The sequence below is a fragment of the Bradyrhizobium sp. STM 3561 genome, from assembly GCF_045571455.1.
In the GTDB taxonomy this organism is placed as follows: domain Bacteria; phylum Pseudomonadota; class Alphaproteobacteria; order Rhizobiales; family Xanthobacteraceae; genus Bradyrhizobium; species Bradyrhizobium vignae.
The window spans coordinates 6,374,743-6,401,330 of sequence record NZ_CP120695.1 but is presented as its reverse complement, the minus strand read 5'-3'; the positions used below and the strand labels follow the sequence as shown (position 1 = coordinate 6,401,330).

Below are 26,588 nucleotides of genomic sequence, written 5' to 3'. Positions count from 1 at the left end.
CAAGGAGGAACGTCATGTCTGAAGAAGAAGACGGCAGGACCGAGAAGCAAGACACGCTTAATCGGCGTACCGTGCTAGCGGGTGGCGTTGCAACCGCGGCGACGGCCGCTCTCCCGCGGGCGGCGCTCGCTCAGCCGAAGGGTGCTGGCGGAATAGAAACCCGTGGCGCAATTTACATGGACCCCGATTATCTATCGACATTCAACGATCACGCCTACTCGCGGGGCAATATCGGTAATGTTCACAATCTAATTAAGAACAGTTTCCTGAACAGAAGTGATCTTAAGTGGGGACTTTATCAACGCGACGTGGAGCCGGATCCTAAAAAGTGGGGCCGTACACCGCAAATTGGACAGGCCGCGTTCGACCATTGGCCCGACTTCTCTCAGGAAGCTCGTGATGACCTGGAGAAGCAGCCGGCGAGGTTTGCTGATCCGAAGAACGCAATGAACCCGTTCGACACCAGGCAAGTGGGCGCCAATCTGTTGGAGCATTTAGATGAGGTTATTCGCATTGCGCTGTGGGACTACGCAGTACCGATAAAGATCAAAGTGAATAAGAGTCGCAGACGGCATCACGGTCTTACAACCGAATGGGACCCTGCGCCGCAGCCCGGAACTAATCCAAACCTTCGATTGAATGGGCTGACCATCAACATCGATTGTCCCGACGGCGGATGGCAGGGTTACACGCTCTGGCGCAACAGATCTACGAGCGACCACATTACGAAATTCGAAGCCAATTGGGTGGTGCCCTCGCCACCAACGAACGATGAAGGGCAGATCATATTCATCTTCAATGGTCTGGAGAGCGTATCGGGACCAAATGCAACGGGAGGAATCTTACAGCCGGTCCTCCAGTGGACCACCAATGGTTGGTTCATCCGGAGCTGGTACGTGAGTGCTGATTTCGACCCTATGAAGTACCCGAACCTGCCTGATCCAGGCTCGGCGGTCGGCCAAGATCACCTGAGTGACGAGAACCGCTGTTACTCTAAGGCAATCCCAGTCACGACAGGAGATATAATTACCGGCTCTATTGAGGGCGGCAGAGATACTGGCGGAAAGTTCAACTATGTCTGCTCGCTTTCGCGTAACAATCAAATTCAGTCGGACACCAGACTGAAAATGGACGATATATCTGAGCTGACTTACGCCGTGTGTGCTGTCGAAAGTTACAAAGTAACCGTCACCCCTGCGGACTACCCCACGGCACCGATCGTATTAACCTCCCTCGACTTGCAACTTGAAAACAATCCCATCAGCCCAATCCAGTGGACGGAAAGCAAAAAGGCCGGCAGGGACTTCACCGCAAAGTCGTCTATGGCGGGACACAAGGTGGAGTTTAAGGTAGTCTGAAGTAAAAGCAGACCGGCTCGAGGATATTTTCTGGCCGCCCATAGCTTCGCATCTTGGGATCAAAGGCCTCAGGGCTGGCGGAAGGCGGATGGCCTTCTGTCGGGCAAGAGGGGCGTGCCACTGCTTCGGCGAGGCACTATTATACCGTTGCTCCTCCAGTATACTCTGGAGAGAAGCTTAAATTGCAGCTTCTGTCCCCCGAGGGAGAGCACCTGAGGCGCAGCGGTCGAGCAAGTTTTTTTCTAAATTCTCTCCCTCCGCCAGCCGGCAAAAATGATCTCGTACTTAGAGCTGCAGACAGGCCAAAAATTCGGCCGTTTTCTTGCTTTTCGCTTCGGTCGATTTGAACAAGCGGCCTCCGCAGCCGGCAGCATGAAAGAGCTGACCGGGACCGATCACTATCGTTTCGCTTTCAGAAACTTAAGCCAGGGTGCGCCTGACGTAACCAGTCCCTGGATGTCTTGGATAATCAGGGGTCGCTGACGCCAGAGGACCTGGGAAGATTCCTCCGGCGATCTCAAGCTTGGAATATGACTACGGAGCTTCGCGAATTTTCGTCCGGACCACTGGAGGTCGACAGCTCGAGAAATCGCGTGTTGTCGTAGGCGCTGTCCGGGTCACCTAGGTGAAGCTCCGCCTCTTCGATCTCGAGGTACTGACCGGCGATCAGCTTGCCTTCGTCACCCTTATCCTGCAGGTAATCTTTCTGTACGATCAGGTCGGCCTTTGCAGCCGCTTCGTGGTAGCTATTTGCTTCTACCTCGATTTCGCCGATATGGACCTTGGCGTATGTCTGAACGTAAAACTTCGGCATCTACTTTGCTCCTAGTCCCAGAACGCTGCCTTCGAACACACCATTGCGATCCTTTCAATTCGCAAAACGGGGCTAGGCTGTCGCAGCGAAGCGTACCTGGAGGTGCACTGTGGGCGGACAAATTGAACGCAAGTCTCCCAGCAAGGAGACGAGAGAAGTCGAAACTGCGCTTCGCGAAAGTGAGCAGCGGTTGCGCTTCCTGGCCGCGATAGTCGAGTCCAGTGACGACGCGATTGTAAGCAAGAATCTCGATGGCATTATTACAAGCTGGAACAAAGGTGCCGAGCGTATATTTGGCTTCTCGGCCGGCGAGGCGATCGGCCAACCCATTACAATTGTAATCCCTCAGGACCGGCAGAGCGAAGAGCGCGAGATTCTCACGCGCATCAGACGAGGCGAGCGCATCGACCATTTTGAGACGGTTCGGCAACGCAAGAATGGCAGCTTGATCGTAATTTCGTTGACCGTTTCTCCTGTCAAAGATGACCATGGCAAAATTGTCGGTGCATCAAAGATCGCGAGAGATATTACGGAGCAGAAGAGGAATCAGGAGCTGATCACGACATTGGCGCGGGAGGCCGAGCACCGCAGCAAGAACCTGCTTGCGACCATTCGGGCGGTGGTTAGTCGTTCTCAATCAGACTCGCCGGAAGATCTCAAAGAAATAATTATTGGACGCATCGAAGCGCTTGAGAAAGTGTGCTCACTTTTTGTCGCGACACGCTGGATCGGTGCCGAGTTATCCGCGATCGCGACACAGGAACTGGCTCCATATTCCCAAAGCGGGAAGCGGGTACTCATAGACGGAGCGCAAATTCTACTAGAGCCCGGCATCGCTCAGGCAATTGCCATGACGTTGCACGAGCTGGCCACCAACGCTGCAAAATACGGTGCTTTGTCCCAGCCCAAGGGCCAGTTAAGCCTGCAATGGTCGCAGGGGGCTGACGGCAAATTATACCTGTTCTGGACTGAGACAGGTGGTCCAGACGTGCAGCAACCGACCCAGAACGGCGTTGGTGTCGGTATGATTGAAGGAATGATCAGCCACTTGAAGGGGACGGTCCGCTTTGATTGGCACAAAGAGGGACTTGTCTGCGAAATTATGGTCCCGCTCTGAGGCCGCAACTGATCCCGGCGGGTAGAGAGAATTGATCGCCTCCCAATGAGCATCGGCTGCCGCTTATGGCCCTTGGCCGAACAAGGCGCGGCCATTGTGGTGTCGGCTATCGCGGCTAGACCGGACGCGCGCTGTGCTCACTTCGACCGCCGCTTACCCAAAGCGGGCGTCGCGCTCAGTTTACGTGTTGGGATTCGCCGCGAGTATAATCGCTGCAGGGGATTGTAATGAGCCCAATCACGTGGCTCGTCGCCCGAGAGCCGGCAGGTGGTGGCTCCGAGGCACAAACCTCAATTCCGCTCGCTTTTTGCGTTATTCGGCACTTGGCGCCGAGGTTCTCTGGCGACAGGCGGCCCGTTACTAAGTGTTTGAAATCGTCTGTCCGCGACCCCGGGCGAAGATGCCGGTAAGTCATCTCGGGAGGGCGCGAGCCGTGGTGCTACATGGCGATCCGCGGACGTGCGAATGCCTGCGGATGTCATGCTTGCTGCGTGGGAGGATACCGCGCCCTAAAGCGCGATGAGATTTGGATGAATCGTCATCGCGCTTTAGCTTGTTGTTTACGCATGATCTTTCCGGAAAACCGCTTCTCACTTTTCCGGATCATGCTTTAGTGCTGGATGCGGCCCCGGTCTCTCCAGGCGATCCGAAAGTCTTTTCCCGTCAGGCGTCAGAACAGGCAGCGGTGGCCGTCTTTGAAGGTCTGAGGTCAGGACAGGTGGAGGAACCACCAGAACGTCCACGTTGAGGGAGCGAAGAACTTCTTCCGTCACACTCCCGATCAACGCGCGAAGCAGCCCGGATCGGCTGTGCGTACCCATCACGAGCATGTCGGGTCGCTTCTCTGCAACCGCACGCGCGATCACCTGCATGGGAACGCCCTCGTCGACTCTAAGCGACCATCGCTGGGCGTCGAACTCATTGGCGACGAGAAAACTGCTCATTTCCTCCATCGCTCCGTGACGCTCGCTATCGACATATCCACTGATGACGTCGGAGCTCGCACCAGAGCTGAGCAATCGTCTCTTAGCCACCGGCGAGAAGGCGTGAAGGAGCGTCGAGCCGTCTTCCAAAAACCCGGCGGACAGACCGAAGCGGATCGCGTCGGCCGATGTCTCCGACATGTCGACTGGCACCAGAACCCGTTCGTAGTGCCGCTGCGCCTCGTTGTTCACCATCAGCACGGGATACTTTCCTCCGCGGACGACACGCTCGATAGTGGTCCCTGTAAAGATGTCGCGCAGAAACTGCTTGCGATGGGCCCCCATCACGATGAGATCGGCGCCGACCGCGGCGCTCGCGCGCAAGATTCCGTCGAAGGGGTGACCCGTGATCACGATCGGATGACAGCGCGCGTCATGCAGCTCGGGCATGGACCAGATCTGCTCCACCAGCACCCGCTGGGCCTCCCGTTCTTCCATGCGAACCAGATCGTCCGGCTGGTCTTCATCAACGACGTGAACAAGGTGCAGCTCGGCGCGGCGAGCGCGGGCCAGAAGGCCGGCTTGCCGCAGGGCGCGATGGGAACGCGTAGAGAAATCCGTCGCAGCGACGATGATCATGTCAGAACCCTTGTACTGGCCGACCGCGCCGCGTCTTTTCGGCAAGGCCGGCGATTTGATTGCTTCAAGGCCGGCTCATGACGCGGCAACGCGCGGGCGCGCCCTGAGATGAAGAGCGCGGTAGCGGGTCGCGGTCAAAACCGTCAGGTGACAAAGCACCTTCCAGCGTCAACTTTCCGGGTCATGCGGCATCGGCGGCGGACGGCGAGCGAATGCCGCCCGAAACCCGTCGGGGTCGTAAATCCAGATGAACAGGATCCACGAGGTCAGAACCAGCAGTGCCAAAAAGACAGACATGAAGAACTCCCGGCTTGGTCAGAATCGTTGAGTTGCCGCGCCCGGGCGATACAAATCGCCCGGGTCACATGCCGATTTGCAGCCGGTTCTCCTGAATGTCTGGTCGCACTTTGGTCATCACGTCCTCTGTTTGGGATGCCGCAGATCTCTGAATGGCATCCGCATAATCAGGCCGGCGACGGGCCAACGATCGGCCGGCTGAAGTCGCGGAGAACGCGCACAGTTCAGCATCACGCCTACAATGAACTTAAGCGTGCGCCGCAGGGGATCAATTGCGACATTTAGTCGGCCTTGCCCGCCGAAGCGTCGCCTGGCGCCGCGTGAGGCAGCGCCCGGCCTACGGGTTCACCCAGCTGTGCCCGTTCCGCGGTGTCGCGAAAGCGGGCTGCGCCGACGAGAACGGTCAACGCGATCGGGGTGGTCACGGCGCCGAGTACGACGATCAGGATTTCGTGCAGCACCGCTCTGCTCTCCAGAACCGAGAAGCAGACCATCGAAGCGGCCGCGATGAAGACGGTGCCGAGTGTTGTTCCGAGCGTCGGCGCATGGACGCGCTCGTAGAATGTGCCGAGCCGCAAAAGGCCCAGCGAGCCGATCAGCGTGACGGCAGCGCCGGTCAAAAGGAAGACCGCTGTGAGGACGGCAGCCCAAGGCGGCAAGTGCTCGATGCCGTTCATTCGATCACCTCGCCGCGAAGGAGGAACTTGGCGAGCGCAACCGTCCCGACGAATCCGAACAGGGCCATGGCCAGGGCAGCCTCGAAATAAAGCGCCTCGCCGGTTCGAATCCCGACCGTCAGAAGCAACAACATTGCGTTGACGGACAACGTGTCGAAACCGAGAACGCGATCCTGAGCGCGCGGTCCAAGGAAGATGCGCAAAGCGCCGCAGCCGATCGCCAATCCCAGCAACACCTGCGCGACCAGGAGCGAGTAGGTCAGCATGAGCTGGCTCATTCGAATATCTCCAGCAGATGACGTTCGTAACGGTCCTTGATGGTGCGGATCCACTCCTCTTCATCGACGAGGTCCAGAACGTGGATGGTCAGCGCCCCTCTTTGGGCGTCGAAATTCACCCACAGCGTCCCCGGGGTCGACGTAATGATGCAGGCGAGCGAGGCCAGCCCGTAGGGGGCGCGCATGTCGAGCGGAATCTCCACGAAGCCCGGCGCTCGCTGCCACCGTCCAAAGCCGAGAACGATCCGCCCCACCGCCAGGTTCGAGCGCACGATGTCGACGGTGACCCGTGCCAACAGTCGCATAATGACGCCGGGTCGCCTGACCCGCACGCTCGGTATTTCCAGTACGGTCAGGATCCGACCACCGACGAGGGCGACCAAGCAGCCAAGCAGGATGTGCCCAAACGTGACCGCTTGATTGAGCAGCAGCCACAATGCGAGCAGGCAGGAGCTCACGATCGGAAAAGGCAGCAAGCGTGTCATTTGCCCTCCGCTTGTCGGCTGCTAGAGCCGGTGTTCAGGACGTCGCTGATGTAGTCCGCCGGCGCGTGGAGGGATTGCGCCGCGGCCTGCATGAAGCGGATCACGGGACCGGCCCAGACGGTTTGCGCAGCACAGATGAACAGCAGGAACATGATCGGCGCCATCTCGATCACGCGCACGCGCGGCACAGTGCGATCGGGCGAGGCCCAGAAGATACGGATTCCAGCGCGTGCCATCGCGACCAAGGTCGCGAAACCCGAGAGGATCAGCACTGCGAGCAGAGCCCATCCGCTGCCGGGAATGGCCCCCCCTGGCTGATCGGCCGGATGCAGAGCCGCCGCGAGCAGCGCGAATTTGGCGATAAATCCGGACAGCGGCGGCAAGCCGGCGATGACCAGCGCGCAGCCGATGAAAGCGACGCCGAGCAATCCCATGGTGGCCACGATCGCGATGCCCACGTCCCCTTCGGCTTGGTCTGTCTCGACCTCCTCTCCATAAGCTTCCCGCGTGACAGCGATCATGTCCGCTCCAGGTTCACGGCCGCGCTCGATGAGCTCGACGAGGAGAAAGAATGCTCCGATGCCGAGCGTCGAGCTGACCAGGTAGAAGAGCGCTCCACTGGTGACGCCGACCTGTCCCATCCCCGTGGCGGCGAGCACCGTTCCGGAGGATATGAGCACGGAGAAACCGCCGAGTCGGGCGGTGTCTTGCGAGGCCAATGTGCCGATCGCTCCGAACAGGATCGTCGCCAAGCCGGCCAACAACAAGAACTCCCTGCCGAAGCCGGCCGATGCGCCGGCGTCCTCGCCGAAAAGCAAGAGCGACAGGCGCAGCACGATATAGACGCCGACCTTCGTCATGATCGCAAAGATCGACGCCACCGGCGGACTTGCGGCGGCGTAGGCGGTCGGCAGCCAGAAGTTCAAGGGCCACATTCCGGCCTTGAGCAGGAAGGCAACCGCAAGCACGCCCGCACCTGCTTCGAGCAAGCCGCGGCTCTCGGCGGCGACCGCGTGCACGCGTGCCGCGAGATCCGCCATGTTGAGCGTTCCGGTCACGCCGTAGATCAGGCTGACCCCGATCAGAAACAACAGCGAGGCGGCGAGGTTGACGACGATGTAATGCAGCCCTGCCTTCACCCGTGCAAGGCCGGATCCGTGCAGCAGAAGACCGTACGACGCCGCCAGCAACAACTCGAAGAACACGAACAGGTTGAAGAGATCGCCCGTGAGGAAGGCGCCGTTGAGGCCCATCAGCAGGAATTGAAACAGCGGATGGAAATGCGCGCCTGCCCGGTGCCAGCGTGCAAGGGAGTACACCACCGAGGCCAGCGCGAGGACATTGGTCAGCAGCAGCATTAGAGCCGACAGCCGATCAAGAACGAGGACAATTCCGAATGGCGCAGGCCAATTGCCCAGACGATAGACGTCCCTTGTACCGGCATCCGAGAGTCCGAGCAGGATCGTGGCAATGCAAACGAGGGCAACGGTTGCGCCGACGTTGAGGCCGGCGACGATCGAGCGGTGCTTCTCTCCGTTGAGCAGCAGCATGCCGGCACCTGCCAGCAGGGGCAGGAGGATCGGCGCAATGACCAGACCAGAGGCGCCGCTCACGCTTCCGGCTCCTGGCCGTCGACATGATCGGTCCGGGCGAGGCCGCGGGATGCCAGCAGCACCACGAGGAAGAGCGCGGTGGTCGCGAAACTGATGACGATTGCAGTCAGTACAAGCGCCTGCGGAAGCGGATCGGCAAACCGCGCAGAATCTCCGGCCTCCTTTGTGATGAGCACCGGAGCCCCCGTCCGCACTCGCCCCATGGCCACGATGAACAGATTAACCGAGTAGGAAAGCAACGAGAGCCCGATGATAACCTGAAAGGTGCGCGGCCTGAGGATCAGCCAAACGCCGGACGCGGCAAGCGTACCGATACCGATCGCCAGCACGAACTCCATCAGACCAGTTCCTCCCTCGATGGCTCACTGGCCAAGCCTCGGCCGCTCTGAGGCGGAACTGCGTAGCGACGCAGCGATTGATGCGCGATCGCGATGAGCATCAGCACGGTGGCGCCGATCACGAGTGAGAACACGCCGACGTCGAAAAGGAATGCGCTCGCTGTGGGGACGCGGCCGACCAGCGGCAGTTCGGCATACGCAAAGTACGAGGTCAGAAACGGATATCCGAAAACGCAGGCAGCTGCCCCCGTGCACCCAGCGAGCAGAAGCCCAATCCCCATCCAGCGTACCGGCATGAAGTGCAGACGAGCTTCCACCCATGTCGTGCCGCGAGCCATGTACTGCAGGATGAACGCGGTCGCCATGGCGACGCCGGCCACGAAGCCTCCGCCCGGAAGATCGTGCCCGCGCAACAGCAGGAAGACCGCGACCACGCCGATCACGGGAAACATCAGCCTCATCATCAGCGACGCGGTCTCCGTCGTGTCCTTGGCGGTGTCACCCTTCTGTCGGTCGGGATGCGCCTCGTCGTGGCTGTCCTGGGCGTGCTGCTGTTCGGGAACGGGGATGCTCTCAGGCGCCGGACGGAAGCGGCGCAACAGCGCGTAGACGGTGAGCGCAACGACAGCGAGGACTGTGATCTCACCCATTGTGTCGAATCCGCGGAAGTCCACCAGGATGACGTTGACCACGTTGGTTCCGCCACCTTTGGTATAGGCGTTCTCGACGAAGTAGCGCGAGATGCTGTTCGTATCGGGATGCTGCATGGCTGCAAACGCGAGTGTCGCCAGCCCGACGCCGACGGAGAGCGCGATCGCGAAGTCACGCACGCGGTGCCATCGAATCCTGCCGGCTGGCGGTTCCGCCCCGGCCGGTGCGATACGTTTTGGCAACCATCGCAAGCCGAGTAGCAGCAGCACTGTCGTGACCGTCTCGACGACGATCTGCGTCAGGGCCACGTCGGGAGCCGATAGCCATACGAAGGTGACGCAGGTCACGAGACCCGCAGACCCGAGCAGGATCAGCGCGACGACGCGATGAAACTTGGCTTCGATCGCGGCGCCGACCGCGCAGGCGGCGCCGACCGTCCAAAGCAAAGCGAACGCAAGGTCAAATGTAGTCCGCAGGGGATCCGCCAGCGGGAGGCCGCGCGAATAGAGCGGCAGCAAGGCGGCGAGGAACGCCGTAGCGGCCAAGACTCTCAGTTGTGGCTGGAGACGTCGCGTCCCAAGCTTGCTCTCGAGCCAGCGTGCAAGACGCCAGGATAACGTCACCATCATCCAGTCGAAGATCTGCTTCCCGCTGAATCGGCCGAGCAAGGGCGGCCCCTCGTTGGCGAGAAGGTAGGAGCTCAGCATCACATAGACGCCGACGCCGCCAACCATCGCCAGAACGCTCATCAGCAATTCGGGCGTGAAGCCGTGCCATATCTTCAGACTGTACTCCGGCATGCTGGAACCGAGCACAGCGCCAGCGGCGGTATCGAGGACCGGTGCAACGGTCAACGCCGGCGCTATGCCCACCACGACGCATGCAAGCACGAGAAGCTCGGCCGGAAGCCGCATCAGGAGGGGCGGCTCGTGGGGGGTGCGCGGAAGACCGACGGGGGCGGGACCGAAGAATACGTCACGAATGAACCGGAGAGAATAGGCAACTGTGAAGGTGCTTGCCGCGGTGACGATGTAGGGAAGCGCTCGATCGACGAGTGAATTGTCATGGACTTCGATTGTTTCGGCGAAGAACATCTCTTTCGAGAGGAAGCCATTCAGCAGCGGCACGCCGGCCATGGACCCGGCCGCGACCATGGCCAGCGTCGCGGTGATCGGCATGAACACGTAGAGGCCGCTCAAGCGCCGAATGTCGCGCGTGCCGGTTTCGTGGTCGATGATGCCCGCCGCCATGAACAGCGATGCCTTGAAGGTGGCATGATTCATGATGTGAAAGACCGCTGCGATCTGCCCGAACGGCGTGTCCAGTCCAGTCAAGAGCGTGATCAAGCCGAGATGGCTGATGGTCGAGTAAGCCAGCAGGCCCTTTAGATCCTGCTGGAATACCGCGAGAAACGCGCCCACCAGGAAGGTGATCAGACCGGCCGATCCCACCAGCCACAGCCATTCGTTCGATCCGCCGAGGGCGGGCCAGAGCCTGACCAAAAGAAACACACCGGCCTTCACCATCGTTGCCGAGTGCAGATAGGCCGATACGGGAGTCGGAGCCGCCATCGCGTGCGGCAGCCAAAAATGGAAGGGAAATTGGGCGCTCTTGGTCAGGGCGCCGAGCAGGATCAGCACGAGCGCGGGGACATAGAGCGGATGCGAACGGATCGCCTCTCCTGACGTCAACACCTTGTCCAGGTCATAGCTGCCGACGATGTGGCCAATCAGCAAGACGCCGGCGAAGAGGCAGAGCCCACCGCTCGAGGTGACCACCAGCGCCATACGCGCGCCGTCACGCGCAGCCGAATTGTGATGCCAGTAGCTGATCAGCAGGAACGAAAACAGGCTAGTCAGCTCCCAGAAGAACACGAGCTGGAGCAGGTTGCCGGAGAGCACGATCCCCAGCATCGCGCCCATGAACGCCAGCAGCAGGGAAAAGAACCGGGGCACGGGATCGTTGGGCGACATGTAATAGCGGGTATACAGCACCACCAGAAAGCCAATTCCGGTGATCAGCATGGCGAATGCCCATGCGAAGCCGTCGAGCCTCAACGCAAATTCCAGTCCAAGTTCAGCGATCCATTCCGTCCGCCAGCAGACAACGCCACCGTTCGTCACGCTCGGGTAAGCCATACCGACGAGGCTAAAGGCAGCAAGTGCGACGCCGCCGGCGAGCCACGCCTCAGCGTTGCGCGCATTGACTCGCAAAAGAGCCGCAGTACAGCTTCCGGCGAAAGGAAGCGCAAGGACGGCAAGGAGGAACATCGCGTTCGTTGCCCAGCTGCAAGATGTGTGTATTCGCTGACCCCGACTGCTTAGCCGACGCGAATAGATATCTCCACTGCTAGGGTCTGTACCTAATTAGCGATCTCTGATTCCTTCGCACCAAGTTGATTCGGGATGGGGGACTTCGGTGCGCAAAGGGCTGTTCTGGCTGAACGACAAGCAGTGGGCTCAGATCGAGCCGCATCTGCCAACGAACCAGACCGGCCCGGCGCGCGATGACGATCGACGCATCATCAGCGGTATCATTCACATGCTTCAGTGCGGCGCACGCTGGCGCGATTGCCCGCCCGACTATGGTCCTTACACGACGATCTACAATCGTTTCAATCGCTGGGCTAAGCGCGGACATTGGCAGGCGATCTTTGAAGCGCTCGCCCGCTGCGGCAAGGATGGCGTGACCTTGTCCATCGACTCCACCTCGATCAAGGCGCATCGCTCGGCGAGCGGTGGAAAAGGGGGGAGCATGAACAGGCGATCGGACGCTCGCGCGGTGGGCGGACCACGAAAATCCACGCGCTGAGCGACCCTGATTGCAGACCTTGCGCATTTCATCTCACTCCGGGACAAGACGCAGATATTGCCGCAGGGCCGGCCCTTTGAAACTCGCGCCGCCCATGTCTGCCCTCATTGGGGACAAAGGCTACGATGGCGACGGCTTTCGCGCCGAAATCGCCAATCGCGGCGCAAAGCCCGTCATTCCAAACAAATCCAACAGGGTGACCCTCCACACCTTCAGCAAACGCGCCTACAAAGGGCGCAATGTTATCGAGCGCTGTTTCTGCCGGCTCAAGGATTTCAGGCGTGTCGCAACTCGCTACGACAAACTTGCCAGGAACTTCTTGGCTGCCGTGCACCTCGCCGCCATCGTCGCCTATTGGATCAATTGAGTCTGAACCCTAGATTTGGCGCGGTTGCAAGTGATCGACCTTGAAGCCCTACTCCGCCAGAACCGCTGACAAGACTCGCTCTAAATTGAGCGGTTCAGATCCAGTGAGGAAAGGTGCCGACCAGAGCGGCAACTGGGGCCGCGATAGCGCCGAGCAAAGCGTAAAGGCCGCAGAGCACGATTGTCCGCCAGCCACTTGTATCGATTGGCTTGTCGTTTGGCTCGGTGTCCTCAGCTTGGCTGAACTCGGCGTGGCCCCGCGTCATCGTGGCCCTTCGTCTGTTCCGCCGCAGGTGCAAGCGATCGAGCAACATAACCACGTCCAGTCGGATTGCGACTCACATTCACGTCAAGGTCTACTATTCAACCGACAGATATCCTTTGCAGCGAGCGAGGATCGCGGCCATCCTCGATGGTCTTCACCTTGATCGTCCGGATTGCCCGCCACTGTGCGGTTTCGTCGCAATGTTTCCAGCTGAATGGCCACTATATTCAGTCTGCTATGACTTGTGTCGTCGACATCGATCCGCGCGTTGCGCGGCGTTGCTTGCACGCCGGACGGCTCCAAGCAGGAGCTTAGCCGGACGGTAGTTGGTGCCGTCCGGATTACCCCCTTCGTTCATCAAACGGATTTGGTGTGTGGCTCTCCCGCGAGGAGAAGCCCAGACAAGTAGGCATGGCGTGAACAACCCCTTTTTTCCGAACGTCACGCAAGGCTTTCGCGCCGAAGCCCGCAGGGACGAAGGCGGACTCGTTGCCGCTTGCTTCGGCTCGGCAAGCCGGCGCGGGTCAAACTTCCTCTGAGCCCTCCACCGCTATCTCATCCCACCAATTTCCACCTCCCATCTCCGGCCCGCTTCAGCGCGGGATCGCTCACCCGCACGTGCTCGGCGAGGAAATCGATGAAGGCACGGACGCGCGCGGGTAGCGGGGCGGCGTGGCCGACATAGACGGCGTGGATGTCTTCGCGGTCGCCGGGATTGTAGCTTTGCAGCACCGGCACGAGGCGGCCGGATTCGATGTCGGGGCCGATGTGGAAGAGGGCGAGGCGGGCGAGGCCGACGCCGCCGAGGCAGAGACGGCGGGCGGCTTCGCCGTCGCTGGCGCGCGCGACCGGAGCGGGCAGGGCCTGCTCGGTGTGGTCGCCACGCCTGAACGGCCAGCCGCGGATGCTGCGCGGAAAGGTCCAGCCGATGCCACGGTGATCGACGAGATCGGCCGGCGTCTTCGGCATGCCGCAGCGTGCGAGATAGTCCGGCGCGCCGACCACGACCATGCGGCTGGTGCCGAGCTTTCGCGCGACGAGGCGTGAGGCGCGCAGCGGGCCGACGCGAATGGCGACGTCGGCGCGCTCCTGCATCAGGTCGATCAGCGTATCGGTCAGCACGAGATCGAGCGTGACGTCCGGATGCTGCTTCAGGAAGCGCGGGATCAACCGCATCACATGCAGCATGCCGAACGGAATGTTGCAATTGACCGTGAGGCGGCCGCGCGGCGCCGCGCCTGAGGCCGCCTCGCGCTCGGCCTCCTCCATCTCGGCGAGGATGCGCAACGAGCGCTCGTAGAAGGCCTGGCCTTCCTCCGTCAGCGTCAGCTTGCGCGTGGTTCGGTTGACCAGCCGCGCGCCGAGGCGCGCCTCCAGACGCGAGATCAGCTTGCTGACGCCGGACGGGGTCAGGCGCAGCTTTCGCGCGGCCTGGGTGAATCCGCCGAGGTCGACGACGCGGACGAAGACCTCCATCTCGGCGGCGCGGTTGGTGTCGAAGCGGGCCATGTTGAATTCACGTCACAAATGATTGGATTGCGGACATTCTAATGATTCTGCGGCCGTGCCGCTATCTGCGTGGCTCGTCTCACCCATCGGAGCCACGCATGCCTCCCGCCGTTCTCGCTCTCACCGCCGGTGCCTTCGGCATCGGCACCACCGAATTCATCATCATGGGCCTGTTGCTCCAGGTCGCCGCTGACATGCATGTCTCCGTGCCGGTTGCGGGCCTGCTCATCTCCGGCTATGCGCTCGGCGTGTTCGTGGGGGCGCCAGTCCTCACCCTCGCGACGCGCAAAATGCCGCGCAAGACGGTGCTGCTGGCGCTGATGGCGATCTTCACGCTGGGCAATGCGGCTTGCGCGCTGGCACCGAACTACGAATTGCTGATGGCCGCACGTGTGCTGACCTCGCTCGCCCACGGCACCTTTTTCGGCGTCGGTTCGGTCGTGGCCACCAGCCTCGTTGCCGAGGACAAGCGTGCGTCTGCGATAGCGACCATGTTCATCGGTCTCACGGTGGCAACGTTGCTCGGCGTGCCCTTTGGCGCCTGGTTCGGCCTGATGCTCGGCTGGCGCGCGGCGTTCTGGGCGGTGACTGTCATCGGCGTGATTGCGTTTGCGGTGGTCGCGCTGCTCGTCCCCGGCCATGTCGGCAATGGCGACAAGCCGATCTCGCTCGCCGAAGAAGTGGCGGTGCTCGGTCGTCCGCAGGTGCTGCTCGGTCTTGCGATGACCGTGTTCGGCTTCGCCGGCCTGTTCGTCGTCTTCACCTATATCCAGCCGATCCTGACGCGTTTCACCGGCTTCTCGGAGGCCGCGGTCTCGCCGATTCTCTTGGTGTTCGGCGTCGGGCTTGCGATCGGCAACGTCGCCGGCGGCAGGCTTGCGGATCGCGGCCTCGCACGGGCCTTGACCGGCACGCTCGCCGGGCTTGCGATCGTGCTGCTTGGCCTGGCCGCCGTACTATCGGTCAAGATCCTTTCCATCGCGCTGATCTTGCTGCTCGGCATCGCCGCCTTCGCGACCGTCGCCCCGCTCCAGCTTCGGGTGCTGGAGGCTGCCGGCCCCAGCGGTCGCACGCTGGCCTCCAGCCTCAACATCGCCGCGTTCAATCTCGGCAACGCGCTCGGCGCCTGGGCCGGTGGCGTCACCATTGACCGCGGGCTCGGTCTCTCCACGCTGCCTTTGGTCGCAGCCGGGATCACGGCCATTGGTCTCGTGCTGGCGCTGTGGAGCCTCCGGCTCGACCGTGCGCCGGCCGGCGTCGCAGCGTCTCCGGCAGAGTAGGGCGAAGGCGTGCGGTGCGCTGACGATTGGTCGCATCGGCCCTCACGCCAACGCGCCATGCAGAAACGCGCTGTACAGCGCCGCATGTCGTCCGTAACCTCCGCCGCGCAATTGAAGGAGATGCTGGCGTGGCGAAGAAGACGGTGACCAAGAAGACCAAGAAGAAAAGTGTCTTGGAGAAAGAAGTGAAGACCCCGAGCAAGGCGAGCTCCAGCCGCAAGAGCGTGGTCGCGAAGCCGGCCAGGAAGGCGCCTCGGGCGAAGGCCGCCGCACCACGCCGCCCCAAGGGGGCGCCCTGGCAATGGTCGGCAGTCGAGACCGCCGCCGCGATCCGCTCCGGCGCCATCTCCGCGGTCGAGGCGGTCGAATCCCATCTCGAACGGATGCGCTCCGTCAATCCGCGGCTGAACGCCGTCGTCGTCGATCTCTCCAAGGAAGCACTTGCCGCGGCCCATGCGGCCGACAAGCAGCGCGCCAGAGGCGGCGAGCTCGGCCTCCTGCACGGCGTGCCTGTCACCATCAAGGAAAACGTCGACTACCAGGGCCGGCCGAACTTCAACGGCGTGCCCGCCAACAAGAACCTGGTTGCGCCCTCCGATGCGCCTGTCGTGCGCAACCTGAAGAAGGCCGGCGCGATCGTCATCGGGCTGACCAATACGCCCGAATTCTCCTTTCGCGGCTTTACCGACAATCCCCTGCACGGGCTGACGCTCAACCCCTGGGATCCCGATATCACCTGCGGCGGCTCCTCGGGCGGCGCGGGTTCGGCAGTCGCGGCGGGCATCGGCACCATCGCCCATGGCAACGATATCGGTGGCTCGCTGCGCTGGCCGGCGCATTGCAACGGCGTTGCCACCATCAAGCCGACGCAGGGCCGCATCCCCGCCTTCAACGCCAGCGCAACGGCGGAGCGGCCGATGCTGGCGCATCTAATGTCGGCGCAGGGGCCGCTCGCACGCCACGTCGCCGACGTTCGCCTTGCGCTGGAGGTGATGAGCCAGCGCGATCCGCGCGATCCCTGGTGGGTGCCGGCACCACTGGTCGGCGAGAAGCCGAAGGGACCGATCAAGGTCGCGCTGGCAAAGATCCCAGAGGACATGGACGTCGATCCGTCTGTCGCCGCGGCGCTGCGCCAGGCCGCGGACCATCTTGAACGGTCCGGCTATCGCGTCAGCGAGGTCGAGGTGCCAGACATCAACGGTGTCTGGCAGACCTGGTGCGACATCATCACCAACGAGACCGTGGTGATGCAGGAAGCCTCCATGCTGAAGGTCGCGTCCGAAGATTTTCACAAGGCCTGGGGCGGCATGAAAGCCAAGGCCAACGTGCTCGATCTGCCGGCCTGGATGCGCGCCACTGCCGCGCGCAACGGCCACGTCCGCGCCTGGCAATTGTTCTTCGAGGACTATCCGGTGGTGCTGGCGCCGACCACGGTGAAGCCGACGCCGGGCCCGCGCGAGGATGCCGTCAGCGCCGAGCGCGTGCGCGAGATCTTCTGGGGCGAGATCCGCTTCATCTCCGCCATCAACGTGCTGGGTCTGCCCGGCGCAGTGGTGCCGGTGGCGCTCCACGAGGGCAAGCCGATCGGTGTGCAGCTGATTGCAGGGCGCTATCGCGAGGATCTCGCACTCGATGCCGCGGCCGCGATCGAGAAGCGCGTCGGCGTGCTGGCACATCGGCTGTGGGAGACGATGGCGTAAGCCTAAGCAAGCGCCGCCGCGTTGGAGATGCATTCCCCTTTCCCGCGGTGTGCGCTGTTGAGCACCGACTGTCTGTCCAGCGTCATGGCCGGGCTTGTCCCGGCCAACCACGCCTTTCCATGCAGCACAAAGACATGGATGCCCGGGACAAGCCAGGGCATGACGACCTCCGCCAAATGTGCAAATGCGATAACCCTGCCCATGGGGGAGGGGAGCTCGGCCGCGCAGGGCGAGACGACACCGCGCGAGACACGGCAAGGTCAGTTAATTGAATTTAACCGGATTTCCGGCCAATTCGCGAGCAAGCATTAGGGTTACTTCCTCGATCTCTAGGCGAATTATTGTCCGCTTTACCACCCGCCTCTAACAGAGGGACGGCGGACAACGCACACGCCTCATTGTAGGCCAATAAGTGCGGCCCGCTCCACGCGGAGGTGGCACGATGCGCAACGAGACGATCGCTATTCACGCCGGCTACGAGCCCGAAGCCACGACGCACGCAGTGGCCGTGCCGATCTACCAGACCGCGGCATACGCCTTCGACAGTGCCGATCACGGCGCGGCGCTGTTCAATCTCGAGACTGAGGGCTTTCGCTACAGCCGCATCGCCAATCCGACCAGCGCGGTGCTGGAGAAGCGCATCGCCCAACTCGAAGGCGGCGTCGGCGCGCTTGCGGTCGCGACCGGGCAGGCTGCGCTGCATTTTGCCTTCGTCAACGTCGCCGATCACGGCGGCAACATTGTTTCAGTGCCGCAGCTCTACGGCACCACGCACACGCTGCTCTCGCACATCCTGCCGCGCCAGGGCATTACCGGCCGTTTCGCCGAGAGCGACAAGCCGGAGGCGATCGAGAAGCTGATCGACGAAAACACCCGGGCCGTGTTCGCGGAGACCATCGGCAATCCCGCCGGCAATGTCTGCGACATCGAGGCGCTGGCGAAGATCGCCCACGCGCATGGCGTGCCGCTGATCGTCGACAACACCGTCGCAACCCCGATCCTGCTCAAGCCGTTCGACTACGGCGCCGACATCGCCGTGCATTCGCTGACCAAGTTCCTGGGCGGTCACGGCACCACGCTCGGCGGCGCCATCGTCGATTCCGGAAACTTCCCGTGGGCGAAATACGCCAATCGTTTTCCGGCCTACAACAAGCCCGACGCGTCCTATCACGGCCTCGTCTATGCCGAGCGGTTCGGCCGCACCGCCTATATCGAGCGCGCGCGCAGCGTCTACCAGCGCACCATGGGTTCGGTGTTGTCGCCGTTCAACGCCTTCCTGCTGCTCCAGGGTATCGAGACTGTCGCGCTGCGCATGGAGCGCCATGTCGAGAACGCCCGCAAGGTCGCCGAATTTTTGCGCGACGACCCGCGCGTGGCCTGGGTCAATTACACCGGCTTCCCGGACAGCCCCTATTATCCGCTGGTGCAGAAGTACTTGAATGGCAACGCCTCATCGCTGTTCACCTTCGGCATCAAAGGCGGCATGGAGGCCGGCAAGACCTTCTACGATGCGCTGAAGCTGATTACGCGGCTCGTCAATATCGGCGATGCCAAGTCGCTCGCCTGCCATCCGGCTTCGACCACGCACCGGCAGATGTCGGCGGAGCAGCAGCGCGTTGCCGGCGTGCTGCCGGAGACCATCCGTCTGTCGATCGGTATCGAGCATGTCTCTGACATCATCGAGGACGTCGACCAGGCGCTGGAAAAAGCCTGCCCATCGGCGCGCCTCGAGGCCGCGGAGTAGGCGCCGCCGCCCATGACGATCTTGATCGATAGCGATCAATTCATTGCGGGCCCGGCGCTGGTGCCCGCCGCGCACCATCTCGCGCGCGAAGCCGGCACCGAACTCACCATCGGTCTCGTCAACAACATGCCGGATGCGGCACTGAAGGCGACCGAGCGGCAGTTCATGAAGCTGCTCCAGGCCGCAGCAGGTGCGCGCCGTATCCGCTTCCACTGCTTCTCGCTTCCCAGCGTGAAGCGCTCGCCCGAAGCGAGGTGGCATGTCGAGAGCGAGTATTCCGACCTATCCGATCTCGAGCGTGGAAAACTCGATGGGCTGATCGTGACCGGCGCCGAGCCGATCGCGCCCGAGCTCGACCAGGAGCCATACTGGCGCGACCTCACGAGCCTGATCGACTGGGCCAAGACCAACACGCGATCGACGATCTGGTCGTGCCTTGCCGCGCATGCCGCGGTGCTGCATCTCGACGGCATTGAGCGGCGGCGGTTGCCGGCCAAATGCCACGGCATTTTCGATTGCGACGTCGTGATGAGCGATTCCCTGACCCATGCGGCGCCTGCGCCGCTCAAGGTCTCGCATTCACGTCTGAACGAAATCGCCGAGAGCGATCTCGCTGAGGCCGGCTATCAGGTGCTGACACGCTCGGCCGAAGCCGGCGTCGACGTCTTCGTTCGTCAATATGCCAGCCGCTTCGTGTTCTTCCAGGGCCACCCGGAGTATGACGCGCTGTCGCTCCAGCGCGAATATCTGCGCGACATCGGCCGCTATCTCGCGCGGGAGCGCGACAACTATCCGCGCCTGCCGGTGAGTTACTTTGACGCAGCGACCGAAGAGAAGCTGGCTCGGTTCGAGAAGAAGGCGACACACGAGCGCCATCCGGCGCTCACCAACGAGCTGCCTGGGCTGAGCTTGCGCGCCGATATCGACGCCGGCAACGCCGCGGCGGTGCTCTTCCGCAACTGGTTGCGCTATCTCGGCGCGGACGCCGATGCGGCGGTGGCGGCGCGCTAGCCGAAGCGGTCTTGATTCCGCGTTAGGATTACCCGTGCGTTAGGCTTGCCTCAACCTGCGCACGAATGTTTCAGTAGAGAAACAGGACATCACGGGAAACGCAGCGTGTGGTCGGCACTCCAGGGACGCGTGAACAATCGGCTGGCCCGGCATTTTCGGGCCGCGCCGCACCGGCTGCCCGTGCATGTGCCGATGGTGAGCTTCACCTTCGACGATGCCCCCGACAGCGCCGCAGGCGAGGGCGCCGAGCTTTTGGAGCAGCATGGCGGCCGCGGCACCTATTACCTCGCCGGCAGTCTGATCGATCGCCCCTCGGATCATTGGCATGGCCTGTCGAATGACGCGATCGTGCGGCTTCACCGCGTTGGACACGAGATTGCCTGCCACACCTTCTCGCATCAGAGCTCGGCCACTCTCGGCGAAGCCGCGATGGCTCGCGAGATCGAGCGGAACCGCAGTCATTTCCGCGGCATCGATGCTTCGATCACGCTGGAGAACTTCGCCTATCCCTATGGGATCGCCTCGGTCTGGCGCAAGCCGCAACTCGCAAAAGCCTTTTCCGCGCGTGGCATCCTTCCCGGCGTCAACAGCGGCGTCATCGATCTCCAGTTCCTGCGCGCCTCGCCTTTGGTCGATTGCGAGATCGACAAGGCGGGCATCGATCGCTATTTCGACGAGGCGGTCGCAAGCGGCGGCTGGCTGATCTTCTACGGCCACGACGTCACCACTAGGCCGAGCCCCTATGGCTGCACGCCACATTTGATGCGTCATGCGCTGGAGGCCGCCGGCAAGCGCAACATGCCGATCGTGACCGTCGCAGAAGCGCTGCGACGGATCGGGGCGTAGCGTCTTTTTCCCTTCTCCCCCTTTGCGGGAGAAGGTGGCGCGAAGCGCCGGATGAGGGGTATGCCTCCGCAAAATCGAATTCGTGGATGGAGACCCCTCCCCCGTCTCGCCACTATGCGGCGAGCCACCCTCTCCCCGCAAGGCCGCAGGGGGAGAGGGGAAGGGGCGCACTCGCCCCGCAAACGGTCTTGCCACGCCGACGCCAGCATGCGACTGGCCTTGTGACGAATCTCACGGCCTGATCTGCTCCGCCATGTCCGCTCCCTCCACCGCTCCGCTGCCTGCGCCGGCCAATGGGCGCGATGCGCTGTCGGTGCTGCATTCGGTGTTCGGCCTGCCGGGTTTCCGCGGCGCGCAGGGCGAGATCATCCAGCACGTCACGGACGGCGGCAACTGCCTGGTTTTGATGCCGACCGGCGGTGGCAAGTCGCTGTGCTACCAGCTTCCGTCCTTGCTGCGTGAAGGCTGCGGCATCGTGGTGTCGCCCTTGATCGCCCTGATGCGCGACCAGGTCGCCGGCCTGATCGAGGCCGGCGTCAACGCCGCCGCGCTGAACTCGTCGCTGACGCCGCAGGAGGCGTCCGACATCGAGCGGCGCCTGCTCGCGGGCGACCTCGACCTGCTCTATGTCGCGCCGGAACGCCTGGTGACGCCCCGCTGCCTGTCGCTGCTGGCGCAGGCGAAGGTGGCGCTGTTTGCGATCGACGAGGCGCATTGCGTCTCGCAATGGGGCCATGATTTCCGGCCCGAATATGTCGGCCTTTCCATCATCGCCGAGCGCTTTCCCGACGTGCCGCGCATCGCGTTGACCGCGACCGCCGACGAGCTGACCCGCAAGGAGATCGTCGCGCGGCTTCAGCTCTCGGACGCGCCGCAATTCGTCTCGAGCTTCGACCGGCCCAACATCCGCTACGAGATCGTCGACAAGCGCAATTCGGTATCGCAGCTGAAGGAATTCATCCGCGAGCGCCACATGGGCGATGCCGGCGTGGTCTATTGCCTCTCGCGCAACCGGGTCGAGGAGGTCGCTGCCGCGCTTCAGGACGCCGGTATTGCGGCGCTGCCCTATCACGCCGGGCTCGATGGGTCGTTGCGCTCGCGCAACCAGGACCGCTTTCTCAACGAGGACGGCATCGTCATCGTCGCGACCGTCGCGTTCGGCATGGGCATCGACAAGCCCGACGTGCGCTTCGTCGCCCATCTGGATCTGCCCAAGAGCATCGAGGCCTATTACCAGGAGACGGGGCGCGCCGGCCGTGACGGCAAGCCATCGACGGCCTGGATGGCCTACGGGCTGTCGGACATCGTGCAGCAGCGTCGCATGATCGACGAGTCCAACGCCTCCGACGAGTTCAAGCGGGTCTCGATCGGCAAGCTCGATGCACTGGTCGGTCTTGCCGAAACGCCGCACTGCCGCCGACGGCGGCTGCTCGCCTATTTCGGCGAGATCGTGATGGGCGAGAGCTGCGGAAATTGCGACAATTGCCTGACGGCGCCCAAGATGCGCGACGGCAAGGTGCTGGCGCAGAAGCTGCTGTCCTGCGTCTACCGCACCGGACAGCGCTTTGGTGCGATGCATTTGATCGACGTGCTGATGGGGCGCCTGACCGAGAAGGTGACGCAGTTCGGTCACGACAAGCTGTCGGTGTTCGGCATCGGCCGCGAGCTCAACGAAAAGCAATGGCGCACGGTGCTGCGGCAATTGGTGGCGATGGGACATCTGCGAAGCGACAGCGAAGCTTACGGCGCGCTCAAGCTGACGGAGTCTTCGCGCGGCGTGCTGCGCGGCGAAACGGACGTGTGGCTGCGCGAGGAGGCGCCGGGCACCCGCATCCGGTCGAGCCGCGCCAAGTCCCGTCGCGGCGATCTCGCGCCCGCGGCCAGCGCGCCGCAAGGCGATGTCGATCCCGAGCTGCGCGCGCGCCTGCGCGCCTGGCGTTCTGAGGTTGCGCGCCAGCGCGGCGTGCCGGCCTACGTGGTACTCCACGATGCCACCATCGACGGCATCGTCCGGGCCTGGCCGACCACGCTGGACGAGCTGCGCAACGTGCCGGGCATCGGCGACAAGAAGCTCGAGCATTACGGCGACGAGCTGCTGCAGATCGTCAGGACGAGGTAGCCGCCAACTCAATTGTCATCCCGGACAAGCGCGCCAAAGCGCGCAGATCCGGGATCCGTAACCACAGGCCGATGTGGCTGGGGCAAGCTGCCAAGCACGAGTCTTCGCCAAACGCGGTCATGTGGTCGCGACGAGCGCAGGCGCTCGCGCGGGGGTCCCGGGTCTGCGCTGACGCTTGCCGGGGACGACAGCAGTTAATGAGGCGCGAGAGCCAGCTTCACTCACCCGTTACGGAACGCATACGCATATCCGTTCAGCGCCGGCGCGCCGCCGAGATGGGCGTAGAGAATCTTCGCGCCCTTCTCGAAATAGCCCTTCTTCGCAAGATCGATCAGGCCTTGCATCGACTTGCCCTCGTAGACGGGGTCGGTGATCATGCCTTCGAGACGCGCGGTGAGACGGATCGCCTCCTTGGTCTCTTCCGACGGCACGCCGTAGGCCGGATAGGCGTAGTCCTCGATCAGCACGACATCGTCGGCGACGAGCTCCTTGCCGAGCTCGACCAGCTTGGCGGTGTTCTGCGCGATCTCGAGCACCTGCGCCTTGGTCTGCGCGGGCGTGAAGGACGCATCGATGCCGATTACCTTGCGGGCGCGGCCGTCGGCGGCGAAGCCGACCAGCATGCCCGCATGGGTCGAGCCGGTGACGGTGCAGACCACGATATAGTCGAACTTGAAGCCGAGCTCTTTCTCCTGCTTGCGCACCTCCTCGGCGAAGCCGACATAGCCGAGCCCGCCGAACTTGTGCACGGAGGCGCCGGCCGGAATGGCGTAAGGCTTGCCGCCAGCGGCCTTCACCTCCTCGATCGCCTGCTCCCAGCTCTTGCGGATGCCGATGTCGAAGCCGTCATCGACCAGGCGCACGTCGGCGCCCATGATGCGCGAGAGCATGATGTTGCCGACGCGGTCGTACACTGCGTCCTCGTGCGGCACCCAGGCTTCCTGCACCAGGCGGCACTTCATGCCGAGCTTGGCGGCGACGGCGGCGATCATGCGGGTGTGGTTGGACTGCACGCCGCCGATCGACACCAGCGTGTCGGCGTTGGAGGCGATCGCGTCGGGGACGATGTATTCGAGCTTGCGCAGCTTGTTGCCGCCATAGGCGAGGCCGGAATTGCAGTCCTCGCGCTTGGCATAGACCTCGACGTGGCCGCCGAGATGTTTTGACAGCCGCTCCAGCTTCTCGATGGGCGTCGGACCGAAGGTCAGCGGATAGCGCGCGAATTTTTCCAGGTTCATGGATCATCCCCGTTGGCGTTGGTGTCTGCGACGTGGCTAGCATTGCGGCGCAAAAAGGTGCTCTCGAATTTTGCGCCCATATTGCACGTGATCTTGCGGAAGATGCGACTTCAGCTAAGACTTCTTCCGCCGATGCATCTCCAAGTGAAAGATTCTTCCATGTCCGGGCGGCTCGACCGTATCGACCTCAAGATATTGAGATTGCTGCAAAATAACGGGCGGCTGAGCAACGCCGAGCTGGCCGCATCAGTCGCGATCAGCCCCGCCACATGCCACCGCCGCACCCAGCGCCTGTTCGAGGACGGCTTCATCGCCGCGGTGCGCGCCATGGTCGCGCCGAAAAAGGTGGCAAAGGGCACGCTGGTGATGGTCGGCGTCGTGCTCGACCGCTCGACGCCGGAGAGCTTTGCCACCTTCGAGCAGGCGATTGCGAAGTTGAAATTCGTGCTCGACTGCCACCTCGTCGCAGGCGACTTCGACTATTTCCTCAAGATCCGGGTCGGTGACATGGAGGATTTCAACCGCATCCACGGCGAGCAGCTCATCGCGCTGCCCGGCGTGCGCCAGACCCGCACCTTCTTCGTGATGAAGGAGGTCGTCGACAACGCGCCGCTGGAGTTTTGAGCCTCACACTTGATGCACGATCGGCATCATGAGAGATTCGCGCAATGCAGACATTCCCGTTCCGCCAGCACAATCCGGCCGGGCCGGCCTATCGGCGCGGCTGGGTCGACGAGGCCGTGGCCGCGATCGCGGCCGACCAGTGCCGCACCGCCGACACGCATCTGATTCGGCTGATCGTGCCGGCACTGTCCGGCATCGATATCTACCTGAAGGATGAATCCACGCATCCGACCGGCAGCCTGAAGCATCGGCTGGCGCGCTCGCTATTCCTCTACGCGCTGTGCAACGGCCATATCCGGGAAGGTACGTCCGTCGTCGAGGCCTCGTCGGGATCGACCGCGGTGTCGGAAGCCTATTTCGCGCAGATGATCGGCGTACCCTTCTATGCCGTTATGCCGCGCACGACGTCGGCGGAGAAGATCGCCGCGATCGAGCATTATGGCGGCAACTGCCACCTGATCGACGACGGCCGCGCGCTCTATGCGGAGGCTGCGGCGCTCGCAGCCCGTCTGAACGGCCATTACATGGACCAGTTCACCTTCGCCGAACGCGCCACCGACTGGCGCGGCAACAACAACATCGCCGAATCGATCTTCACGCAATTGCAGGGCGAGCCGCGCCCGCTGCCGGACTGGATCGTGATGGGCGCCGGCACCGGCGGCACCTCGGCCACTATCGGACGCTATCTGCGCTATCGCCAGTATCCGACGCGGCTGTGCGTTGCCGATGTCGAGCACTCCGCCTTCTTCAACTGCTTCCGCTCCCAGGACCGATCCCATGTCTGCGATCGGCCGTCGCTGATCGAGGGCGTCGGCCGGCCGCGCTGCGAACCTTCCTTCGTGCCGGGCGTGGTCGATCGCATGATGAAGATCCCGGATGCGGCGACGATCGCCGCGATGAACGTGTTGGCGCGCCGGCTGCGCCGCCCGGTCGGCGGCTCCACCGGCACCAATTTCCTGGCGCTGTGCCGGCTCGCCTCGGAGATGCGCCAGGCGAACGTCACGGGGTCGCTGGTGACGCTGATCTGCGATTCCGGCGAGCGCTACCGACAGACCTATTACGAGTCGGGATGGCTGAAAGCGCGCGGTCTCGATCCGGCACCGTTCGAGGCGACATTGTCGTCGTTACTCGCGACAGGTGAGCCCTTGAGACTCGATGTCGACGACGTCGTCAATCCGGAGAGCGCATAGGGCCCAAAGGTCCGTAGCTGACATCTTCGTGCGATTTACGAAATGGCACGGCCCGTCACGGCAACTTCACTTGCCTTGCGCGCGGCTGCAGGTGACGGTTGCGTCCTCTCAACGAGGAGATCCTGCCGTGCGACTTCCCATTCTCGATCCGAAAGACCTGAGTGCCGAACAGAAGCCGCTCTATGACGACATGCGAGCCGGCATCAAGGATCATTTCAAGGGTTTTGTGAACATGCGCGACGACGGCGCGCTGCTCGGGCCCTGGAATCCCTGGATCCGCGAGCCGCGCTTCGGCAAGCCGGTATGGGAGCTGGTCAAAGCGATCGCGTCGAACCCGTTGCTGCCCGCTGCCGTCCGCGAGGTCGCGATCCTCGTCACCGGCTCGCATTTCCGGTCCGGTTACGAGCTCTATGCCCACGTGCTCGTTGCCGAGCAGCGTGGCCTCTCCGACGAGAAGCTCGCGACCATCGTCGCCGGGCAGCGACCGGTGGACCTCACCAAGCAGGAGGCGGTCGCCTACGATATGGCATCGGCACTGGTCGGCGGCGGCGTACTGCCGGAGCTGACCTGGCGCGCGGCGGTGAAGGAATTCGGCGAGCACGGCGCCGCCGAGCTGTCCTATCTCGTCGGCGTCTACTGTATGGTCTCGGTCACGCTCAACACCTTTGACGTGCCGGTGCCGGACTAGCGAGCTG

At 62.8% G+C, this 26,588-nt stretch carries 23 protein-coding genes and 1 pseudogene; 12 read left to right on the top strand and 12 right to left on the bottom strand.

Features of this window, described 5'->3' with window-relative positions:
- Positions 1–14: 14 nt before the first annotated feature.
- A complete protein-coding gene (locus P6U28_RS30430) occupies positions 15–1,358 on the top strand; it encodes a hypothetical protein (RefSeq protein WP_407120403.1) in 1,344 nt (447 codons plus the stop codon).
- Between the two features lie 517 nt (positions 1,359–1,875).
- Here the strand turns inward: P6U28_RS30430 and P6U28_RS30425 are convergent.
- Positions 1,876–2,172 (bottom strand): hypothetical protein, encoded by a 297-nt coding sequence (locus tag P6U28_RS30425; RefSeq protein ID WP_129144430.1) that lies wholly within the window; start codon positions 2,170–2,172, stop codon positions 1,876–1,878.
- A gap of 109 nt (positions 2,173–2,281) precedes the next feature.
- Here P6U28_RS30425 and P6U28_RS30420 point away from each other — a divergent pair, with 109 nt between their 5' ends.
- Positions 2,282–3,289, top strand: a complete 1,008-nt coding sequence (locus P6U28_RS30420; protein ID WP_129144431.1) for a PAS domain S-box protein — start codon at positions 2,282–2,284, stop codon at positions 3,287–3,289.
- A gap of 590 nt (positions 3,290–3,879) precedes the next feature.
- Here P6U28_RS30420 and P6U28_RS30415 read toward each other — a convergent pair.
- From P6U28_RS30415 to P6U28_RS30380, 8 genes are all read right to left on the bottom strand, one after another.
- Entirely contained in the window at positions 3,880–4,851 is a 972-nt protein-coding gene (locus P6U28_RS30415) for a universal stress protein (protein ID WP_407120402.1), read from the bottom strand.
- A 168-nt stretch (positions 4,852–5,019) separates the two neighbouring features.
- Positions 5,020–5,148: a hypothetical protein gene (locus P6U28_RS30410; protein ID WP_283810494.1), complete on the bottom strand. Its 129-nt coding sequence runs from the start codon at positions 5,146–5,148 to the stop codon at positions 5,020–5,022.
- A 281-nt stretch (positions 5,149–5,429) separates the two neighbouring features.
- Complete coding sequence (gene mnhG, locus P6U28_RS30405; RefSeq protein ID WP_122400503.1) at positions 5,430–5,825, bottom strand: monovalent cation/H(+) antiporter subunit G; 396 nt, start codon at positions 5,823–5,825, stop codon at positions 5,430–5,432.
- Positions 5,822–6,103 (bottom strand): K+/H+ antiporter subunit F, encoded by a 282-nt coding sequence (locus P6U28_RS30400; RefSeq protein ID WP_122400504.1) that lies wholly within the window; start codon positions 6,101–6,103, stop codon positions 5,822–5,824. Before P6U28_RS30400 ends, mnhG begins: the two co-directional genes overlap by 4 nt.
- Positions 6,100–6,588 (bottom strand): Na+/H+ antiporter subunit E, encoded by a 489-nt coding sequence (locus P6U28_RS30395; RefSeq protein ID WP_129144433.1) that lies wholly within the window; start codon positions 6,586–6,588, stop codon positions 6,100–6,102. Before P6U28_RS30395 ends, P6U28_RS30400 begins: the two co-directional genes overlap by 4 nt.
- Entirely contained in the window at positions 6,585–8,201 is a 1,617-nt protein-coding gene (locus tag P6U28_RS30390; RefSeq protein WP_129144434.1) for a monovalent cation/H+ antiporter subunit D, read from the bottom strand. The genes P6U28_RS30395 and P6U28_RS30390 overlap by 4 nt, the downstream gene beginning before the upstream one ends.
- Entirely contained in the window at positions 8,198–8,539 is a 342-nt protein-coding gene (locus tag P6U28_RS30385; protein ID WP_122400507.1) for a Na+/H+ antiporter subunit C, read from the bottom strand. Before P6U28_RS30385 ends, P6U28_RS30390 begins: the two co-directional genes overlap by 4 nt.
- Positions 8,539–11,460: a monovalent cation/H+ antiporter subunit A gene (locus P6U28_RS30380; protein WP_407120401.1), complete on the bottom strand. Its 2,922-nt coding sequence runs from the start codon at positions 11,458–11,460 to the stop codon at positions 8,539–8,541. The genes P6U28_RS30385 and P6U28_RS30380 overlap by 1 nt, the downstream gene beginning before the upstream one ends.
- Positions 11,461–11,608: 148 nt before the next feature.
- Here P6U28_RS30380 and P6U28_RS30375 point away from each other — a divergent pair.
- Positions 11,609–12,368: pseudogene (locus tag P6U28_RS30375) on the top strand (IS5 family transposase).
- 819 nt (positions 12,369–13,187) lie between these two features.
- Here P6U28_RS30375 and P6U28_RS30370 read toward each other — a convergent pair.
- A complete protein-coding gene (locus P6U28_RS30370; protein ID WP_129144436.1) occupies positions 13,188–14,141 on the bottom strand; it encodes a LysR family transcriptional regulator in 954 nt (317 codons plus the stop codon).
- Positions 14,142–14,239: 98 nt separating this feature from the next.
- On the opposite strand from P6U28_RS30370, the gene P6U28_RS30365 reads away from it, so the two are divergent.
- Positions 14,240–15,421 (top strand): MFS transporter, encoded by a 1,182-nt coding sequence (locus P6U28_RS30365; RefSeq protein ID WP_209296059.1) that lies wholly within the window; start codon positions 14,240–14,242, stop codon positions 15,419–15,421.
- A gap of 128 nt (positions 15,422–15,549) precedes the next feature.
- A complete protein-coding gene (locus P6U28_RS30360) occupies positions 15,550–17,121 on the top strand; it encodes an amidase family protein (protein ID WP_129144438.1) in 1,572 nt (523 codons plus the stop codon).
- Positions 17,122–17,123: 2 nt separating this feature from the next.
- Here the strand turns inward: P6U28_RS30360 and P6U28_RS30355 are convergent, their stop codons facing one another.
- A complete protein-coding gene (locus P6U28_RS30355; RefSeq protein ID WP_407120400.1) occupies positions 17,124–17,282 on the bottom strand; it encodes a hypothetical protein in 159 nt (52 codons plus the stop codon).
- Between the two features lie 281 nt (positions 17,283–17,563).
- Here P6U28_RS30355 and P6U28_RS30350 point away from each other — a divergent pair, with 281 nt between their 5' ends.
- The 4 genes from P6U28_RS30350 (at position 17,564) to recQ (ending at position 22,841) form a co-directional block, all read left to right on the top strand.
- Positions 17,564–18,865, top strand: a complete 1,302-nt coding sequence (locus tag P6U28_RS30350) for an O-acetylhomoserine aminocarboxypropyltransferase/cysteine synthase family protein (RefSeq protein WP_122400512.1) — start codon at positions 17,564–17,566, stop codon at positions 18,863–18,865.
- Between the two features lie 12 nt (positions 18,866–18,877).
- Positions 18,878–19,876, top strand: a complete 999-nt coding sequence (locus tag P6U28_RS30345; protein ID WP_407120399.1) for a homoserine O-succinyltransferase — start codon at positions 18,878–18,880, stop codon at positions 19,874–19,876.
- A 105-nt stretch (positions 19,877–19,981) separates the two neighbouring features.
- A complete protein-coding gene (locus tag P6U28_RS30340) occupies positions 19,982–20,722 on the top strand; it encodes a polysaccharide deacetylase family protein (RefSeq protein WP_407120398.1) in 741 nt (246 codons plus the stop codon).
- Positions 20,723–20,975: 253 nt separating this feature from the next.
- Positions 20,976–22,841 carry a DNA helicase RecQ gene (recQ, locus tag P6U28_RS30335; protein WP_129144441.1) on the top strand — a complete coding sequence of 622 codons (1,866 nt, stop codon included), beginning with the start codon at positions 20,976–20,978 and terminating at the stop codon, positions 22,839–22,841.
- 221 nt (positions 22,842–23,062) lie between these two features.
- Here recQ and P6U28_RS30330 read toward each other — a convergent pair whose 3' ends face one another.
- The gene (locus P6U28_RS30330; protein ID WP_122400516.1) at positions 23,063–24,079 is read right to left on the bottom strand and encodes a 1-aminocyclopropane-1-carboxylate deaminase; all 1,017 of its coding nucleotides are present in this window, start codon (positions 24,077–24,079) and stop codon (positions 23,063–23,065) included.
- 159 nt (positions 24,080–24,238) lie between these two features.
- On the opposite strand from P6U28_RS30330, the gene P6U28_RS30325 reads away from it, so the two are divergent.
- The 3 genes from P6U28_RS30325 to P6U28_RS30315 all read left to right on the top strand — a co-directional run bounded on the left by P6U28_RS30325 (position 24,239) and on the right by P6U28_RS30315 (position 26,581).
- On the top strand, positions 24,239–24,703 hold the full coding sequence (locus tag P6U28_RS30325; RefSeq protein WP_129144442.1) for an Lrp/AsnC family transcriptional regulator: 465 nt from the start codon (positions 24,239–24,241) through the stop codon (positions 24,701–24,703).
- Positions 24,704–24,747: 44 nt separating this feature from the next.
- Entirely contained in the window at positions 24,748–25,893 is a 1,146-nt protein-coding gene (locus P6U28_RS30320; protein WP_407120397.1) for a PLP-dependent cysteine synthase family protein, read from the top strand.
- Between the two features lie 127 nt (positions 25,894–26,020).
- Positions 26,021–26,581 (top strand): carboxymuconolactone decarboxylase family protein, encoded by a 561-nt coding sequence (locus P6U28_RS30315; RefSeq protein WP_162500076.1) that lies wholly within the window; start codon positions 26,021–26,023, stop codon positions 26,579–26,581.
- Positions 26,582–26,588 lie beyond the last annotated feature (7 nt).